14 protein-coding genes are annotated in these 16,696 nt (G+C 40.3%); 4 read left to right on the top strand and 10 right to left on the bottom strand.

Going from position 1 to position 16,696, the window contains the following annotated elements:
• Positions 1-420 precede the first annotated feature (420 nt).
• Both H6G28_RS22925 and H6G28_RS22930 read left to right on the top strand, forming a co-directional pair.
• Complete coding sequence (locus tag H6G28_RS22925; RefSeq protein WP_190591454.1) at positions 421-2,886, top strand: dynamin family protein; 2,466 nt, start codon at positions 421-423, stop codon at positions 2,884-2,886.
• Between the two features lie 140 nt (positions 2,887-3,026).
• Positions 3,027-3,404 (top strand): KGK domain-containing protein, encoded by a 378-nt coding sequence (locus H6G28_RS22930; protein WP_190674455.1) that lies wholly within the window; start codon positions 3,027-3,029, stop codon positions 3,402-3,404.
• A 314-nt stretch (positions 3,405-3,718) separates the two neighbouring features.
• Here the strand turns inward: H6G28_RS22930 and H6G28_RS22935 are convergent, their stop codons facing one another.
• From H6G28_RS22935 to H6G28_RS22955, 5 genes are all read right to left on the bottom strand, one after another.
• Complete coding sequence (locus H6G28_RS22935) at positions 3,719-4,327, bottom strand: hypothetical protein (protein WP_190594882.1); 609 nt, start codon at positions 4,325-4,327, stop codon at positions 3,719-3,721.
• A 148-nt stretch (positions 4,328-4,475) separates the two neighbouring features.
• The gene (gene arsH, locus H6G28_RS22940) at positions 4,476-5,129 is read right to left on the bottom strand and encodes an arsenical resistance protein ArsH (RefSeq protein ID WP_190674458.1); all 654 of its coding nucleotides are present in this window, start codon (positions 5,127-5,129) and stop codon (positions 4,476-4,478) included.
• A gap of 17 nt (positions 5,130-5,146) precedes the next feature.
• Positions 5,147-5,545 (bottom strand): arsenate reductase, glutathione/glutaredoxin type, encoded by a 399-nt coding sequence (arsC, locus tag H6G28_RS22945; RefSeq protein WP_190594884.1) that lies wholly within the window; start codon positions 5,543-5,545, stop codon positions 5,147-5,149.
• Between the two features lie 35 nt (positions 5,546-5,580).
• A complete protein-coding gene (gene arsB / locus H6G28_RS22950) occupies positions 5,581-6,732 on the bottom strand; it encodes an ACR3 family arsenite efflux transporter (protein WP_190674460.1) in 1,152 nt (383 codons plus the stop codon).
• A gap of 29 nt (positions 6,733-6,761) precedes the next feature.
• Positions 6,762-7,823 (bottom strand): PstS family phosphate ABC transporter substrate-binding protein, encoded by a 1,062-nt coding sequence (locus H6G28_RS22955; protein WP_190594886.1) that lies wholly within the window; start codon positions 7,821-7,823, stop codon positions 6,762-6,764.
• A 298-nt stretch (positions 7,824-8,121) separates the two neighbouring features.
• On the opposite strand from H6G28_RS22955, the gene H6G28_RS22960 reads away from it, so the two are divergent.
• Entirely contained in the window at positions 8,122-8,562 is a 441-nt protein-coding gene (locus tag H6G28_RS22960) for a biotin carboxylase (protein WP_190674618.1), read from the top strand.
• A 127-nt stretch (positions 8,563-8,689) separates the two neighbouring features.
• On the opposite strand, the gene H6G28_RS22965 is transcribed toward H6G28_RS22960, so the two are convergent.
• The 3 genes from H6G28_RS22965 to upp all read right to left on the bottom strand — a co-directional run bounded on the left by H6G28_RS22965 (position 8,690) and on the right by upp (position 10,210).
• Positions 8,690-8,965 carry a YggT family protein gene (locus H6G28_RS22965; RefSeq protein WP_062287113.1) on the bottom strand — a complete coding sequence of 92 codons (276 nt, stop codon included), beginning with the start codon at positions 8,963-8,965 and terminating at the stop codon, positions 8,690-8,692.
• 172 nt (positions 8,966-9,137) lie between these two features.
• Positions 9,138-9,482 (bottom strand): ssl2009 family thylakoid membrane protein, encoded by a 345-nt coding sequence (locus tag H6G28_RS22970; protein WP_190594887.1) that lies wholly within the window; start codon positions 9,480-9,482, stop codon positions 9,138-9,140.
• Positions 9,483-9,559: 77 nt separating this feature from the next.
• Positions 9,560-10,210, bottom strand: a complete 651-nt coding sequence (gene upp / locus H6G28_RS22975) for a uracil phosphoribosyltransferase (protein ID WP_190594888.1) — start codon at positions 10,208-10,210, stop codon at positions 9,560-9,562.
• A 521-nt stretch (positions 10,211-10,731) separates the two neighbouring features.
• Here upp and crtH point away from each other — a divergent pair.
• Positions 10,732-12,243, top strand: coding sequence for a carotenoid isomerase (gene crtH / locus H6G28_RS22980; RefSeq protein WP_190674463.1), 1,512 nt, complete (start codon positions 10,732-10,734; stop codon positions 12,241-12,243).
• A 55-nt stretch (positions 12,244-12,298) separates the two neighbouring features.
• Here the strand turns inward: crtH and H6G28_RS22985 are convergent, their stop codons facing one another.
• On the bottom strand, positions 12,299-13,627 hold the full coding sequence (locus H6G28_RS22985) for a hybrid sensor histidine kinase/response regulator (RefSeq protein ID WP_190674467.1): 1,329 nt from the start codon (positions 13,625-13,627) through the stop codon (positions 12,299-12,301).
• Between the two features lie 5 nt (positions 13,628-13,632).
• Positions 13,633-16,602, bottom strand: a complete 2,970-nt coding sequence (locus H6G28_RS22990) for a PAS domain-containing hybrid sensor histidine kinase/response regulator (protein ID WP_242054631.1) — start codon at positions 16,600-16,602, stop codon at positions 13,633-13,635.
• Between the last annotated feature and the right edge of the window lie 94 nt (positions 16,603-16,696).

Raw genomic sequence — 16,696 nt, forward strand, 5'->3', positions numbered from 1 at the left:
CCTAATCAACCTAGCGGTTGATAATGGTCGGAGGTCAACTCGTCGTCGCCCAAAAATTCATCTCATCGCCTCCCGTTCCGGGTAGGCGAGAGGCTTCTTTTTGATCAAGCTAAATTTAGAGAGTTGATACATTCATTTAAAATATCAAACAAAATTATTTAGGAAAACAGAGTACAGAGGTCAGGATAGAACTCATATCAGTAATTGAGGTAAGGCTACTTTCCTACTCTATAAATACACAAGTAAATTAGGAAATTAACCAGGATTTCTCTATTTAGGATTCATCTCTGGTTACCATCGCTGCGACTTCTTAAATTAGTCGGGAGATGATTTGTCCAGTGACTTATATGCAAGTAGATTTACTGAGGTTTTACAGATTTAATCATTATTAATATATATGTAATCTTCAGGGTATTAAAAATGACTAGCCTGCCGATTCAATGTGCAAATTTAAAAGAGCAAGTTGAATTAATCTTACAACTTTTCCAGCAAGAACCTGCTTTACGTTCTCAGGATATCACACCTGTACAAACTTCTTTAGGCAAGGCTATTTCTCCCAAGTTTGAAATTGTGTTTGCGGGTGCGTTTAGTGCAGGTAAATCTATGCTAATTAATGCCCTCCTGGAAAGAGAATTACTGTATAGTGCAGAAGGTCACGCCACAGGGACAGAATGCAAAATTGAATATGCAGAACTAGATAAAGAAAGAGTCGTACTAACTTTTTTAAGTGAATCGGAAATTAGAGAACAAGCCAGTTATTTATGTCAGCAAATAGGATTTACAACCGCAGTCAATATCAATCAAGCTGAAGTAATTAATTTGCTCAATCAAGGCTGTGACTTAATTCTACAACAGGAAGGTGGCGAAAGTCGTTCGGAACGTGCAAAACAAGCTAAGGCATTAATTTTATTGTTAGCAGGTTATGAAGCGAACCGTGAGCATATTCATACAGTTAATAATGCGACTTATTCAATGGAAACATTTAATTTTTCCAATTTAAAAGAAGCTGCTGGATATGCAAGACGCGGAAGTAATAGTGCTGTTTTAAAGCGAATTGAATATTATTGCAATCATCCTTTGCTGGAAGATGGCAACGTTATTATTGATACACCAGGAATTGATGCTCCTGTAGAAAAGGATGCACAGTTAACTTACGCTAAAATTCAACATCCCGATACTTCAGCAGTGGTATGCGTGCTGAAACCTGCATCGGCTGGTGACATGACAAAAGAAGAAACGCTGCTTTTAGAAACAATGCGGGGAAATAGCGGAATCCGCGATCGCGTCTTTTATGTGTTCAACCGCATCGACGAAACTTGGTACAATACCCAATTAAGGCAGCGATTGGATGATTTAATTAGCAGTCAGTTTCGTGATACCAGCAGAGTTTATAAAACCAGTGGCTTACTTGGTTTTTATGGCAGTCAGATTAAACAGACAAGTATACAGAACAGGTTTGGTTTAGATTCTATCTTTGCGGAAAGTGTAAAAGGCTTGAATGGAGAAGAAGAAACACCACAGTTTGTCTACGCATTTAATAACTATTGTGTGACTTCTGGTAAGCTTTCCTACACTAATTTTCGCATTTCTCTGAATGGATTTGAAACTCCCAATCAAAATTATTCGCGGATTTTAGCTGAACAAGGTATACCTTTAATTAATCAGCTAATTCTCGATAGTGGTATTGAAGAATTTCGCACAGCTATTACCCGCTATCTCACAGAAGAAAAGCGTCCGATGCTGTTTCAAAATCTGGCTGATGATTTAGAAGGTATTTGTATTAAACTGAAAAAAACTTATCAGTCAGTTTACCGAGATTTAGACAGTCAACCAAGAGAAATTGAGGCGATGAAGTCGCAGGAATTACAGCGACTCAACCAACAACTCCAGGAAATTGGCAAAGATTTTAATCAACATATTATCGCAGAAATCAACCAAGTCATTAATAATGGTTCTGAAATCTTTGAAGCTGATTTCCGTCAATTACAATCACGGATGATTCGGCGTTTAGATGAATTGCTAGATACCTTTTCTGTGGCTGAAGCTTATCGCCGTGCAACTCTGAGTCATTTACGGAATGCAACTGCGCCATTGCTGGCGATTTTAGTCGAGGCATTTTATTATTTATCCAATCAGTTGGAAGATATTTTAGTTAATTCCTCTGAACAATTAGTTGCTAATTTCTTTCAACGCTTAATTGAGACAATTCGCAAAACCGAATATTATCGTCAGTTATATCGTTTATTGGGGAATGATGGTGGGATTGAACAAAACATCAAAGCCATCGAAAAACAGGTAACATTAGCTTTAGTAAGTGCTGCTAGTGTAGAATGCGATCGCTTCGTGCGCGAAAGTCCGAGATTTTATGATGAAGGCACTTTTTCTATCTATCAATTTCGTCAAACTTTGCAGCAAACATCCCAAAGTTATGACTGTGAAAGTATGATTGAAGCTGAACCAGCAATTCGGCAATTGTTAAAGTTAGATTTTGAACCAAAAGTTTCCTATACCATTCGGACATCTTTCCGCCAAACCATCAATCAAATTCTAAAAACACAATTGTTACCAATGGCGGAACAACAAGCTGATGATATTCTCCAACAATACCCCCAAGCGCGTGTTTATTTAGAACAGACTTTACAACACGAAGCCGAAGAGAAAATTTTGCAGAACCGCCGCTTGCTAAGTGCTGTGGAACAAAAAATAGAAAGTTATAACACAGCAGTATCGGGAATGAATAGTTGTTTACAAGCAATGCAGTTATATGACTATTTATTGCCAGTAATTAATCTAAATGAATTAGATGCTGTGGAAAAGATTGCTGCAAGTAATGGTGTAATAATTTCTGATGGTTTGTTGGATGGGATGGTGCAAATTCAAGATTGATTAACCACAGATGAAAGTAGGGTAAAGCCTGAGATATTTGCTGCCTAATTTATTGGTGAATCAGAAGATACCTGACTTATTTGAGAAGTTGGGTATCTGTGGCTATCGAGGTGATGATTAATTTTTAAATAGAGGTTGATATGGAAGATATATTCAAACCCATAGAATGTAATGATGATGATGTTCTAGAAATTAAAGATAACATTTATAAAATTAGCAGGATTAAGTCTGGAGTAAGTCAATCATCTAACGAGGATTTATCATACAGTTTGGAACAAGAATTAGGTAGGGGAAGCGTTGATTTTCCATCATGTAATTATTTCTCTGATGAAGGGATAGACTGCAAAATTCTAACATTAGGTTCTCAAAATTGGAAAAATGGAAAAATAAAATTTAAACTCAGCATTGAGTTTTATATTGAAGAGGATGTGGAAATAAATAATAGTCAAGATTTAGATGTCGCTGAAGTAGAATCATCACTGGATGAATTACGACGTAAGCTTCAGGAGGAAAGTTGAGGAATAAAAAAATGGCGTTGCATAAATGCGGGATGAAATCATAAAATTCTACTTTTAAAACTCTTGCTCTTTGCGCCTTTGCGTGAGACAAAAATCATCCCCGTAATCAGCAACGCAAAAAAATATATATAGCCATCCCATCGGAGTTGTGAAAAAGTATTCTTTTTAACGAACCGCAAAGGACGCAAAGGACACAAAGAAGAAGAAGAAAGAGAAGAAAGAGAGTTTTATAAATGATGTAGGATTGCTATATATACCCAGCTTTCTATCTAAAGAGAAGTATTCTTCCTACTTCTAGCCTACACAAATTGAGTTCATTTTTGATTTTGAGGCCAGCGCCAATTATAACGATTCCAATCATAAATGCCTTGAATTTCAAATTCAGAACCGTTATAAAAGCGAATAATGCAATTTGGAGAAGAGTTGTTATTATTGCTGATTTCATCGATGTAAACTACCGTGCAGAGAAACCATTCTCGTTGACAAGGGCCATTGTCTTGCACCCATTCCCAGAGGGCGTTGGAAACTTCGATGCGATCGCCTACTCTTAACTTGAGTGCATCTTCAAAATCAGCATATTTATCAAAATGATAGGACTCAACTCGATTCAACCATTGCAAACCATAGCGTTCGCGGATGAATTGGACTGCGCCTGAGTTTTGGTTATGCAGCCAATCATTGAGTAGTTGCACTTTCCAGGTGCGGTTTTGTTGTTCTTCTGTTTTGACAAATTTTAAAAATGCTAACAGTTCTTCGGAGTCTAATTCGTCTAACGGGTTAGCAATATCGGATGTGGAATCTTGAGGAATTTGCTTGACTACTTGCAGTAATATCTGTTTCTGCGTCTCAGAGAGAGGACAGCTGGCTACATCACAACGCTTAAAGGCTGTTTGCAATGCTGTTTTAATCTCATCTGGGTTCATAGGTCGTCAAGAGCAACTTAGAGGTTATGTCTCTAATTATTACAAAATCCCTAGTTAGACGGTGAACGGCAATAGTATTATTTCTTATTGCCTATTTAATTAAGAATTTTCTCATAACAGAGATGCGATCGCTCAAAATTAATTTTAATTAATTAGTTTGCAAAGCTTTGTTCGCCACCTCAATGACTTCTTTGGCTGCTTTCTCTTTACGTTCACTGTAGCGATCAGTGAGATAATCTACTTTGTCTCGTAACAACAAAGTAAACTTATAAAGTTCTTCCATCACATCCACAACGCGATCGCGGTAGGGTGAATCTTTCATAGTGCCATCTTCGTTAAACTCTTGATATGCTTTCGCTACTGATGATTGATTGGGAATCGTAAACATCCGCATCCATCGCCCCAAAATTCTCAATGTATTCACGGCGTTGAACGATTGGGAACCACCACTTACCTGCATTACAGCCAAAGTTCTACCTTGGGTTGGACGAACTGCACCTATATTCAGAGGAATCCAATCAATTTGGTTTTTCATAATCCCAGAAATCTGACCGTGTAACTCTGGACTAGACCAAACTTGCCCTTCTGACCATAAACTTAATTCACGCAATTCCTGAACTTTGGGATGGGTGTCAGGGACACTACCGTAAATTGGGAGTTCTCTGGGGTCGAAAAACTTCACCTCAGCACCAAATTCTGTAATGATGCGTGCGGCTTCTTCGGCTAACAGGCGACTGTAAGAGCGATCGCGCAAAGAACCATATAAAAATAAGATTCTGGGGGGATGGTCGAATGTTGTCATGATGGAAATAAATAAGTTTATGCTTGATTTACCGATGCGATTAATTGCGCTACCCGTTCTTTAATTTCATCGCGCACTCTCGGAAAAATCTCAGGTTGTTCAGCCGGATCATCCAATTGCCAATCTTCAAATACTTCGCGCACTACCCACTCCGGCGGTAAATTCACACCACAACCACACAGAGAAATCACCACATCAAAATCTTCGGCTTGAAAATCACTTAGGGGTTTGGAATGCTGATCAGTAATATCAATCCCAATTTCTTGCATCACTGCGATCGCTTCTGGCCTTACCTGACTCGCCTCTAATCCCGAACTAGTCACAGCAATTTTTCCCTTACCCAAGGTTTTAGCAAAACCTTCCGCCATTTGTGAACGGGCAGAATTTTTTTTACAGACAAACATGACACGTTTCATAGATAACCCCTGTTTTTTATTCCTGATAGTTGTGATTATTTACAATCCCCAAAACAACGCGGATCTAGCAAGGTTGCTTTCTCCGGTTCTCTCGGAAACCAACTTGCTGTGCGTTTACAAACTTCAACCAGCATTAACATGACTGGCACTTCAATTAAAACCCCTACCACCGTAGCCAGTGCAGCACCCGAACTCAAGCCAAATAAAATCACAGCCGTGGCGATCGCTACTTCAAAATGATTACTCGCGCCAATTAATGCTGCTGGTGCAGCATCTTCGTAAGCTAAATTCAGCTTTAATGCTGCTACATAACTAATCAAGAAAATGAAATTAGTTTGAATAAACAATGGTACAGCAATTAACAAAATATGCAAGGGATTATTCACAATTAATTCACCCTTGAAGGCAAACAGCAGTACCAAAGTTAATAACAAAGCCGTAATCGCCACGGGAGTCAAATAGTTGAGAAATCGTCTTTCAAACCACTCTTTACCTTTATATTTAAAAATCCAGTAACGGCTGTACATTCCTGCTATTAGCGGCAAACCAACGTAAATTAGTACCGACAAAACAATAGTTTCCCAAGGTACAGTTAAATTATTCGCCGCTAGTAACCATCTACCCAAAGGCGCATATAAAAATAGCATAGCCAAAGAGTTTACAGCCACCATAATTAAGGTGTGTCCTTGGTTGCCGTAAGAAAGATATCCCCACATCAGCACCATTGCTGTACAAGGTGCAATTCCTAATAAAATTGTGCCGGCAATGTAAGAATTAGCCAGTGTAACTTCACCACCGCGAATCATTTCACTTCCGACAATCAAAGGACGAAATAACCATCCTAAGAAAAACTGAGCAAAGACCACCATTGTGAATGGTTTAATCAACCAATTCACTACCAAGGTGAGAATTACCGGTTTTGGGGCGCGGATAGCATTTGTAGCTTGGGTGAAGTCAATTTTCACCATGATGGGATACATCATGAAAAACAAACAGACAGCAATGGGAATCGACACTTGATATACGCTCATTGCGTCCAGTGCTACCGCCACTCCAGGAAATAATCGACCCAGTACAATTCCGCCAAAGATACATAAAAATACCCAAACAGTCAGGTACTTTTCAAAAAAACTGAGATTACTGCCTGCTTGTATCCGACTGGGACTAGCTTGTGAATTATGAGCCATTAAAGTACACCTAAAATCAAACTTAATCGCTAAAACTTGGCTTCTTTTCGTAACAATTCACCAATCGTGAGATTCATTTCTGCTTTGCCATCAAATACTGTTCCTACCTTGCTTTGATAAAAGTGAACAGAATTTATCTGGTAGCCTTCGTCAGGTAAAGGTATATAACCCACAGAAGTTACAGCTTTTGGGGCATTTTTAATGTAAAAGTCTATAAATTCGTACAGTATTCCCCTTTGTGAGAAAGATTGAGGATTAACGTAAATAAATAATGGTCGAGAAAGTGGTTGATACATTGCTTTCTCTACTGTTTGCGGTGAAGGTGATACAGAGCCACGGCCGCTATCAATAGAAAGAGCTTTTAATTTATCTTGATGTTTTTCGTAATAAGCGTAGCCAAAGTAACCTAACGCATTTGGATCTTTACTAATGCCATCTACTAACATTTCATCATTTTCACTGGCTGTATAATCGTTGCGAGAAGCTCTAGCTTTACCAACAATTGCCTCTGTAAAGTAGTCAAAAGTACCAGATTTTCCCCCAGCACCATACAAAGTCAAAGGACGATCTGGCCAAGATGCTCGTACTTGGTTCCAGCGAGTAATTTTCCCTTGAGCCGCAGGTTCCCAAATCTTTTTTAATTCTGCTACTGTGATGTCTTTTGCCCAAGTATTTTGAGGATTTACAGCCACAGTTAAAGCATCAAAAGCTATGGGAAGCTCTATATACCCCACTCCATTATTTTTACAAGCTGTCATCTCTGCTAACAAAATCGGTCGGGACGCATTGCTGATTGCTGTTTCTCCTGCACAAAATTTTTCAAACCCGCCTGTAGTACCAGAAAATTTGACTTCAATTTGCGCCTTGTTATTAGAGTCTGCTTGAAACTCTTTGGCGATCGCTTGCGTGATAGGATACACCGTACTAGAACCATCAATTTTAATCGGTATCCCAGTCTTTTTACTATTACTCACTTCTACAGCACTTGGAGACTGCTGACTTTGAGTATTAGAAGTTGATTTATCGGCACAACTGCTGATTAGAGTCAGCGTTCCCAACACGAGAGCCAATTTCTTAACTTTTGTATTCATCGACCTCTCCACCGCGTGTTGTCGCTAAGGTTGTCTATTCCTCATATCAAATTTTCTTGATGTATAAGGTGGATGTCAACTAAAGAATACAAAAATTCATCAAAAAAACTTGATGGATACTCCGCAGAATTTAAAGTCTGCAATCTCTTGGTTGCGAAATTCAGGTAAGCTGAGGTTAAAAATAGTGCTGAATGCCGAGTTTTTCAGCACTAAGTTCACTTAGAGTAATTAATTACCTGTGTGAAATATGAAAAAACAACACAGCAAAGCATTTTTATGGAATTTCCCAACTTTGGTTATGCAGTACTACTCAAAACTGATGCAGCTAATATTTACTGTTTGTCTGTTTGCGCTTCTCTCATGGGTAATCACACCAACAGTCGAAGCCTTAACCCAGATTAAACTATTTGACATTTCTTATAAAGATTGTCCCCCAGAACTAGCTCAGGGGGCAGTGACAAGTGGCGGTAGCGCAACTGCGGCTAATTGCTTTATTGTCATAGGTAAAGCCGAAAATGGCACTTATAAAACCGTCTACGATGCAGATATCTATGGTCGGATATATGATGCTAACAACGACCCAGTTTTACAAAATCGTACCCGTCTTGGTTCTATTGCCGAAGTTCCCCCAGGAACTAGCGATTTTGAGTTGAGAATTTCTGTACCAGCAAATCAGCCATTACCTTTAAAGTTAAAGCAATTTAAAGCGTCGGGATTTAGTAGTCAAGTCCGAAGATGAGTGCTGAGTGCTGAGTGCTGAGTGTTGTACACTGAGCGCAGTCGAAGTGTGAGTGCTGAGTAACGACAGCTTTTAATAAACAGTCTGGGTTAATTAACCCAGACTTTCAATAACATCCAGTGGATAGTTAGGCAAAAACCTGCAAACCACCTACTAGACTACCTACTACTTGTCCTACTATTTGCAGCAATAAAATCGCCAACATTGGGGAAAGATCAATGCCGCCCAAGGGAGGGATAATGGAACGGAAGACATTGAGATATGGGTCAGTAATTTGGCTTAAAGCAGAAAAAGGCTGATTATACCAATTGATGGTAGGGAACCAAGTCAATAAAACTCTAATAAATAGTAGAGCCGTATAAAGCTGTATGAAGGTATTGAGAGTGCTAATCAGTAAAAACATGGATTTTGGGGTTTCCTGCTAAGTTTCACAAGCGGTCTTATAGTTGATTTTAGTTTAGTCGTTGTCATGCTGTCTGCGAATTAGTATCTATTTTGACCACGACTAACGTTTACCGCCGTTGTTGATTAGTCTGAAGATGGAAACTCAGTTGCAGAAAGCCCTTTACAGATGACTAATCTTGTATTGAGGAACGATCGCCTGCTGTTTGACTAGCACTGCCGTTTACATTACCCAACTGTTGCCTTACTTCGTCAATTGTGGCATTTAACTGAGCAATTTTATCTTCTAGCGATCGCCTAGCTGATTCCATTTCCAGATTTCCATTGTCTAAAGCTCTCATCCGTCGTTTGGCTGAATTTTTTTTCGGCTCTACCACACCATTACTGAGTTCGGCTTCTTCTTCTGTTGATTCTAAATCCAGCCGAGAAGTGATGACAGCGCCCAAAACACCACCAACTAAGCCGCCAAACAGCGCCCCTGCGAAAAAACCACTAGCAAAACCATCTCGCTGACTCATAACTTTACCCGCCTTGAAGCAATCTTACAATCTTGATCTTGTGTTAAGCGATTTTCCTTTCCTAGCTGCATAGTAACTTAAGTACCAAAAATGCGATCGCCCGCATCGCCTAATCCCGGTACAATAAAACCGCGATCGTTCACTGTTTCATCAATAGTTGCAGTGTAAACGATTAAACCCGGATACGCCGCACTTAATTTTTGCAATGCTGGCGGAGCTGCAACTACACTGACAATTCGCGTCAACTCCGGGTCAATTCCCCGTTGAGTTAATTCTGCCATCGCCCGCATAATTGACCCCCCAGTAGCTAACATCGGGTCTGTAATTAACACCCTAGTTTGCGGATCAAATTTTTCCGGCAATTTATTCAGATAACACCGAGCCTCCAGCGTTTCTTCATCACGCACTAAGCCCAAATGATAAATTGAAGCCAAAGGTAACAAAGTTTGCGCCCCTTCTAACAATCCTAACCCTGCCCGCAGAATCGGCACCACTGCCACAGGCACTTCTGGATTAATAAAAGTTGCGGGACAAGCCTGCAAAGGAGTCTGCACCGTTGTCTCTAGAGTTGGTAGCCACTCCCGCGCCGCTTCGTAAGTTAGCCATCTGCCTAACTCCGTGATGGCACTGCGAAATAATACTGAAGGTGTAGCAGCATCACGGGCAACTGCCAACCAGTGCTTAATTAAAGGATGGGGTGGAACGTAAACACGCAGCTGTACCGTCATAGCTGGAAATTGGTACTTTTGATTTTATTGGAACTGAAACCTCATCATACTCTTTCCTGTGTGTAGCTGGCAGCCAAAATCAACCTCCAAAAATTATTGAAAATCTTTTTCATTAGTAGTTGACATATATTCTCAATCAAAGTTATATTATGAATCAGTGTTCTCCTCTCTTTAAGGATCGGCAGACGGGATTAGCCAGCAGTTGCAGGCTTGTCCCTCTTTTTTGTTTTGGTCATTGGTCATTGGTCACTTGTTGGGTTTTCAGGCGTAGAAACACAACCCAGTGCAGATATTAACAGGACTTACGCACAAAGATTATCTGTGGAGATTGGGTGTAAGGGTTTTAAATAAGTACACCCTTATACCCCTGAACCCCTATACCCTCGTCAAAACCCTTGATTTTCGTTTTGATGCGTAAGTCCCAATTAAGTAAAAAGACTAAACTTCCGGAACGGAAATTAGGCTATTTTGTAGTTTGTATTTAGCAATACCAATAACCAATAACAAAGGACAAATGACCAATGACAAATAACAATCTTGTATTTGACGCAATTATCATTGGTTCGGGAATGGGTGGCTTAGTAACAGCAACTCAACTAGCAGCCAAAGGCGCAAAAGTTTTGGTGTTAGAGCGTTATTTAATTCCCGGTGGTAGTGCCGGCTATTTTGAACAGCATGGTTATCACTTTGATGTTGGCGCATCGATGATTTTTGGGCTGGGAAAAAACGGCACAACTAACTTGCTGACTCGCGCCTTAGATGCGGTCAATATGCAAATCGAAACAATACCAGATCCAGTACAAATTCATTATCATTTACCCGATGGATTAGACATTAAAGTTGACCGGGTTTATGACAACTTTTTGCAAAATCTTACTGCTTACTTTCCGCAAGAAGCAAGAGGCATTCGCCGCTTTTATAACGAATGCTGGCAAGTTTTTAATTGCCTGAACCGTATGGATTTGTTGTCTTTAGAAGAACCTCGGTATCTGATGCGGATGTTCTTCCAGCATCCTTTAGCGTGTTTTGGGTTACTGAAATATTTACCACAAAATGTTGGAGATATCGCGCGGCGCTATATTAAAGACCCTTTATTATTAAAATTCATTGATATGGAATGTTATTGCTGGTCAGTAGTGCCAGCAAGCATGACACCCATGATTAATGCTGGGATGGTCTTTTCCGATAGACATTATGGCGGTGTTAATTATCCTAAAGGTGGAGTAAGCATAATTGCTCAAAAACTAGTGGAAGGACTAGAACAACTTGGTGGTCAAATTAAGTATCAAGCGAGGGTAAAAAAAATTATCCTAGAACAAGGACGTGCTGTCGGTGTAGAACTTGCTAATGGTAAAATTTATCGAGGTAAACGTATAGTTTCTAATGCTACACGCTGGGATACATTTGGCAAATTAATTCCTGTAGAGAAAATACCTAATAATGAGAAAATATGGCAACAACGCTATGAAAAATCGCCCAGCTTTTTGAGTTTACATATCGGCGTGAAAAGCTCAGTTTTACCTCAGCATATAGAATGCCATCATATTTTGTTAGAAGATTGGGCAAAAATGACAGCCGCAGAAGGCACGATTTTTGTTTCTATCCCCACATTACTTGACCCAGATTTAGCACCACCGGGACATCATATCATTCATGCCTTTACACCTCACTGGATTGATGGTTGGCTGGGTTTATCGCCAAACAGATATGAAGCCAAAAAAGAAGCAGCAGCTTGGCGAATTATTGACCGACTAGAACAAATTTTTCCGGGGTTAGATGCAGGGTTAGATTATTTATCCGTCGGGACACCCCGCAGCCATCGCCGCTTTTTGGGGCGCGAAGATGGGACTTATGGGCCAATTCCCCGACGTAAATTATGGGGCTTGTTAGGGATGCCATTCAACCGCACAGCTATTCCAGGACTTTATTGTGTGGGTGATAGTACCTTTCCTGGTCAGGGTTTAAATGCTGTAGCGTTTTCAGGCTTTGCTTGCGCCCATCGCATCGCTGTTGATTTGGGAATTGGTCGATAGTCATTGGTCATTTGTCACCTGTAACCTGTCACCTGCCATACTCAGCACTTTTAATTTAAGCAACTTGAGACACTGTTTGTTGGAGGGGAATTTTGACGATGAATTCTGTCCCGGTTCCTGGTGAAGATTTACAGGTAATATGACCACCGTGTTTGTCTACAACAATTTGATGGCTGATAGATAAACCTAATCCTGTGCCTTTACCCGCAGGTTTAGTTGTAAAGAAAGGTTCAAATAACTTTGCTTGGACTTCGGGCGGAATTCCTGGGCCGTTATCTGCAATGTGAATGGCAACCCAATCATCACTAATCATTTTGGTATGAATTTTAATGCTGCTGGGTTTTTGGCGAATTTCTGCCAATGAACGGTGTTTGTCATATTCATCTAAAGCATCAATGGCGTTAGAGAGAATATTCATAAATACTTGGTTAATTTGTACGGCATAGCATTCGACTGGTGGTAGTAAACCATAGTCTTTGATAACTGCGATCGCGGGATGGTCGGATTTTTGTTTCAGACGATAATTTAAAATTGTCAGCGTACCTTCAAGACATTCATGAATATCGGTTTCTGTAAGATTTGCGTCATCAGTACGCGAAAAAATTCGCATAGACCTAACAATTTCTCGAATGCGTCTTGCACCAAAATTCATGGAGTTGAGCAATTTTAATAAATCGCTCTCTAGAAATTCTAAATCTGTTAATTCTAGTTCTGCTTGAATGCGGGGTGTGGGTTCTGGGTATTCTTCTTGATATAAATGCAGCAGTTTTAAAACTTCTTGAGTGTATTCATTGGCATGAACGAGATTGCCATAAATGAAGTTGACAGGGTTGTTAATTTCATGGGCAATTCCGGCTACCATTTGTCCTAAGCTGGAAAGTTTTTCGCTTTGAATTAACTGAATCTGGACGTTTTTTAGGTCAGTATAAGCTTGGCTAACTTCCGAAACCTTCTGCTCTAATAGGGAATTTTTATGTTCTAACTTGACAGTTAAATCATGTAGCTTGAGGTGTAATTGAACTCGTGATAAAACTTCTTCTTGTTGAAAAGGTTTAGTGATATAGTCTACTGCACCAACTTGAAACCCGGCGATTTTATTGGTTGTATCTGATAGTGCCGTCATAAAAATAACGGGAATATCTTTAGTTTTGGGGTTTGCCTTTAATAGACGACAGGTTTCAAATCCATCTATTTCTGGCATCATGACATCCAGTAAGATTAAGTCGGGTAAAGCGTATTTAACTCGCTCTAAAGCAACTTTTCCAGATTTCGCTACCATCACTTCCAAACCAGCCTGATCTAAAGCATCAGACAAGACACCTAAATTAGCAGAATTATCATCAACAATTAAAACTGTGGGAGTTTGTTCGGTGGTAAGACTCATAACGCTTACTGTTGAGGGTGAATGAGTGCCAGAATTTCTTGGTCTTGAAATTCTTGTGCTAGTTGTTGCAGCCGTTTGCTAAAAGGAAGATATTTGGGATCTATTTGGGAAATTAATGCTGCTTGTTTTATGATTCCCTTAAAGTTACCCTTCATCACTAATTCATAGAGAGTTTCTATCTCTGCCTGGGGAGGTAGAATTAAATCGGCTTGATGTGTTAATAACGGGTTTTCAGGGCTTTGCTCTTCATACAGCCACTCTAAGTTGAGAAATTGCCGCAATTTTTGAAATAATGCGATCGCCTGCACTGGTTTGGGGAGAAAATCATTACCACCAGCTTCAATGCTGCGATGTTGGTCGCTTTCAAACACGCTGGCTGAGGAAACAATAATCACGATGTGTTTAAAAGCTTCTGATTGGCGAATGCGGTGAATTAACTCAAAACCATCAATTTCTGGCATTAACAAGTCAGTCAGGACTAAATCTGGCTGAAACTCGGCAATTTTTTGCCAACCTTCTGCACCATCATTGGCTTCTGTAACTTCAAACCCAATGGGAGTCAGTAAGTTATAAATCACAGAGCGATTTTCCCATTTATCATCTACAACTAAAATCTTGGGTTTGCGGTCTTTAATCCCGATAATTTGGCCAAAATCATCAGCTTGGGAAGTTTTCACCCATTCTTGAGCTTCTGGTAAGTAAACATCAAACCAAAAAATACTGCCAACGCCAATTTCGCTTTGAACGTGAATGGTGCTGTCCATTAAGTCCACAATTCTTTGGCTAATGGCTAATCCTAAGCCTGTACCTTCTGTTTGTCGCCTTCTGTCGCCTACTTGCTCAAAAGGTTGAAATATGGCTTGGAGTTTTTCTGGGGGGATACCAACGCCTGTGTCGCGGACTTCAAAGCGGATTTTACCTCCAGAAGCATAGCTGATGGTAAAGGTGACTTGACCTGCATCAGTAAATTTAATGGCGTTGCTGAGGAGGTTAATTAAGACTTGTCGCAGGCGTTTTTCATCGGCGCGGATACCAATTGGTAATTCGCTGGCAAATTGATACTGAAATTGAATGCTTTTGAGTTCTGCACGAATGCGACACATTTCGGCGACACCTTGCAGAAATGCGGGAAAGTGGAAATCGCTGGTCATCAGTTCCACTTTTTGGGCTTCAATTTTTGATAAGTCGAGGATATCGTTGATTAAGGTGAGCAAATGAGAACCGCACTGATAAATGACATCAATACGCGATCGCTCATCTTGGTTGAGATGTTTAGAACGCTGTAAAATTTGGGCATAGCCGAGAATGCCATTTAAGGGTGTCCGTAATTCATGGCTCATATTAGCCAGAAATTCGCTTTTGGCATGACTGGCGGCTTCGGCTGCTTCTTTGGCTTGAGCGAGGGCAAATTCGGCTTGTTTGCGATCGGTAATATTGCGGGTGATGGCAACCATACCGAGAATATTACCTTGGGTATCTCGCCAAGGTGCTTTAGAGGTGAGATATATGCCCCGAACTCCATCCTTAGCAACCTCTTCTTCAAAGGTTTCCGCGTTACCTGTGGCGATAATTTCGCGGTCTTTTTTCATAATGGCCAAGGCCACATCTGGCGGAAATATTTCTGTGTCATCTTTGCCGATAATCTCTTCAATTGGTAAGCCAATAAAATTCGCCAAATTAGAGTTCAGGGCAACATGACGACCTTGGCGGTCTTTGACCACGATAAAATCTGGTGTACTTTCTAAAATGGAAGCTAGTACTGTGTTAGTTTGTCGCAATTCTTCTTCGGCTTGTTTGCGATCGCTAATATCACTAGCTAAGGCAATTACACCCAGAATGTTACCCTCAGTATCTTGCCAAGGAGTTTTTGTCGTCCTGAAGGTGCCATTAATTTGACCATCGGCACTACAGAGATATTCTTCATTGGTGATGGTAATACCTGTGGTGATAATCTGTTGGTCTTGAATTGCATACTTACGTGCCACTTCTAATGGCATTAATTCAAAATCGTTTTTACCAATGATCTCTTCAACAGCACGACCCATAAAGTTTGCCGCATTAGAATTTAAAGTAACATACCGCCCTTGAGCATCTTTAACGACAATATAATCGGGTGTACTGTTTAAAATTGAGCGTAGCAAGGTGTTGCTTTCACGCAAGTCTTCTTCAGCTTGTTTGCGATCTTGAATATTTGTCTGTACCCCAATCCATTCTCGAATACTACCGTCAGCTTCCAAGATGGGGACACTCCGCGTCAGCCAGTAAAAATACTCCCCATCATATCGACGAATCCGACACTCTACCTCAAATAAACTTTTATTTTTTACCGCTTTTTCCCATGATTGAGCAGTTAATAAGCGATCGTCTGGATGAATCGCATTTAACCATCCCCATCCCAACAGTTCTTCTAAGGTTTGCCCTGTAAATTCTCGCCACGCGGGAATATCGTTGGTGACAAGACCATCAGGTGGAAGTATCCAGACAATTTGACAAGTAGCTGTAATTAAAGACCGATAGCGTTCTTCGTTGCGCTGGAGGGCAAATTCAGTTTGTTTGCGTTGAGTAATATTTTCAGTAAAGATGATAATGCCGCCAACTTCACCTGTAGCCAAATGCCACGGACGGATTGACCAATTTACCCATTCTTCCGAACCATCAGCACGAGGAAAACAGTCTGCATTGTTTTGCGCGTTGGCTCCGGCTAAACATTGTTGGTGAATTTGCCTCCATCTTTCAGGGATATCAGGGAAAACCTCATAATGAGATTTGCCAATAATATCTTGAGTTAATTTATAGATTTCTAGCCATTTTTGACTTACAGCTAGATACTGCATATTTTGATTAAATATGGCTATTCCTATCGAAGCAGATTCAATAGTTTGATAGAGAGCGATCGCTAGTGGATTGTCATTGATATCTGTTGTCGCTAAAGATTGAATATCTGGGAACATTGTTGGCTCTGGTGTCTGACTCATGCTTTTTGATTACTCATTCTCTTGAAAGTCCGCACCGGGGGAATCCGCCCAGAAATTTGCGGGTTTATCTTCTGAATCAGCAATGTTGTTTTGT

The sequence above is a fragment of the Nostoc sp. FACHB-190 genome (assembly GCF_014696905.1).
Taxonomy (GTDB): Bacteria; Cyanobacteriota; Cyanobacteriia; order Cyanobacteriales; family Nostocaceae; genus Nostoc_B.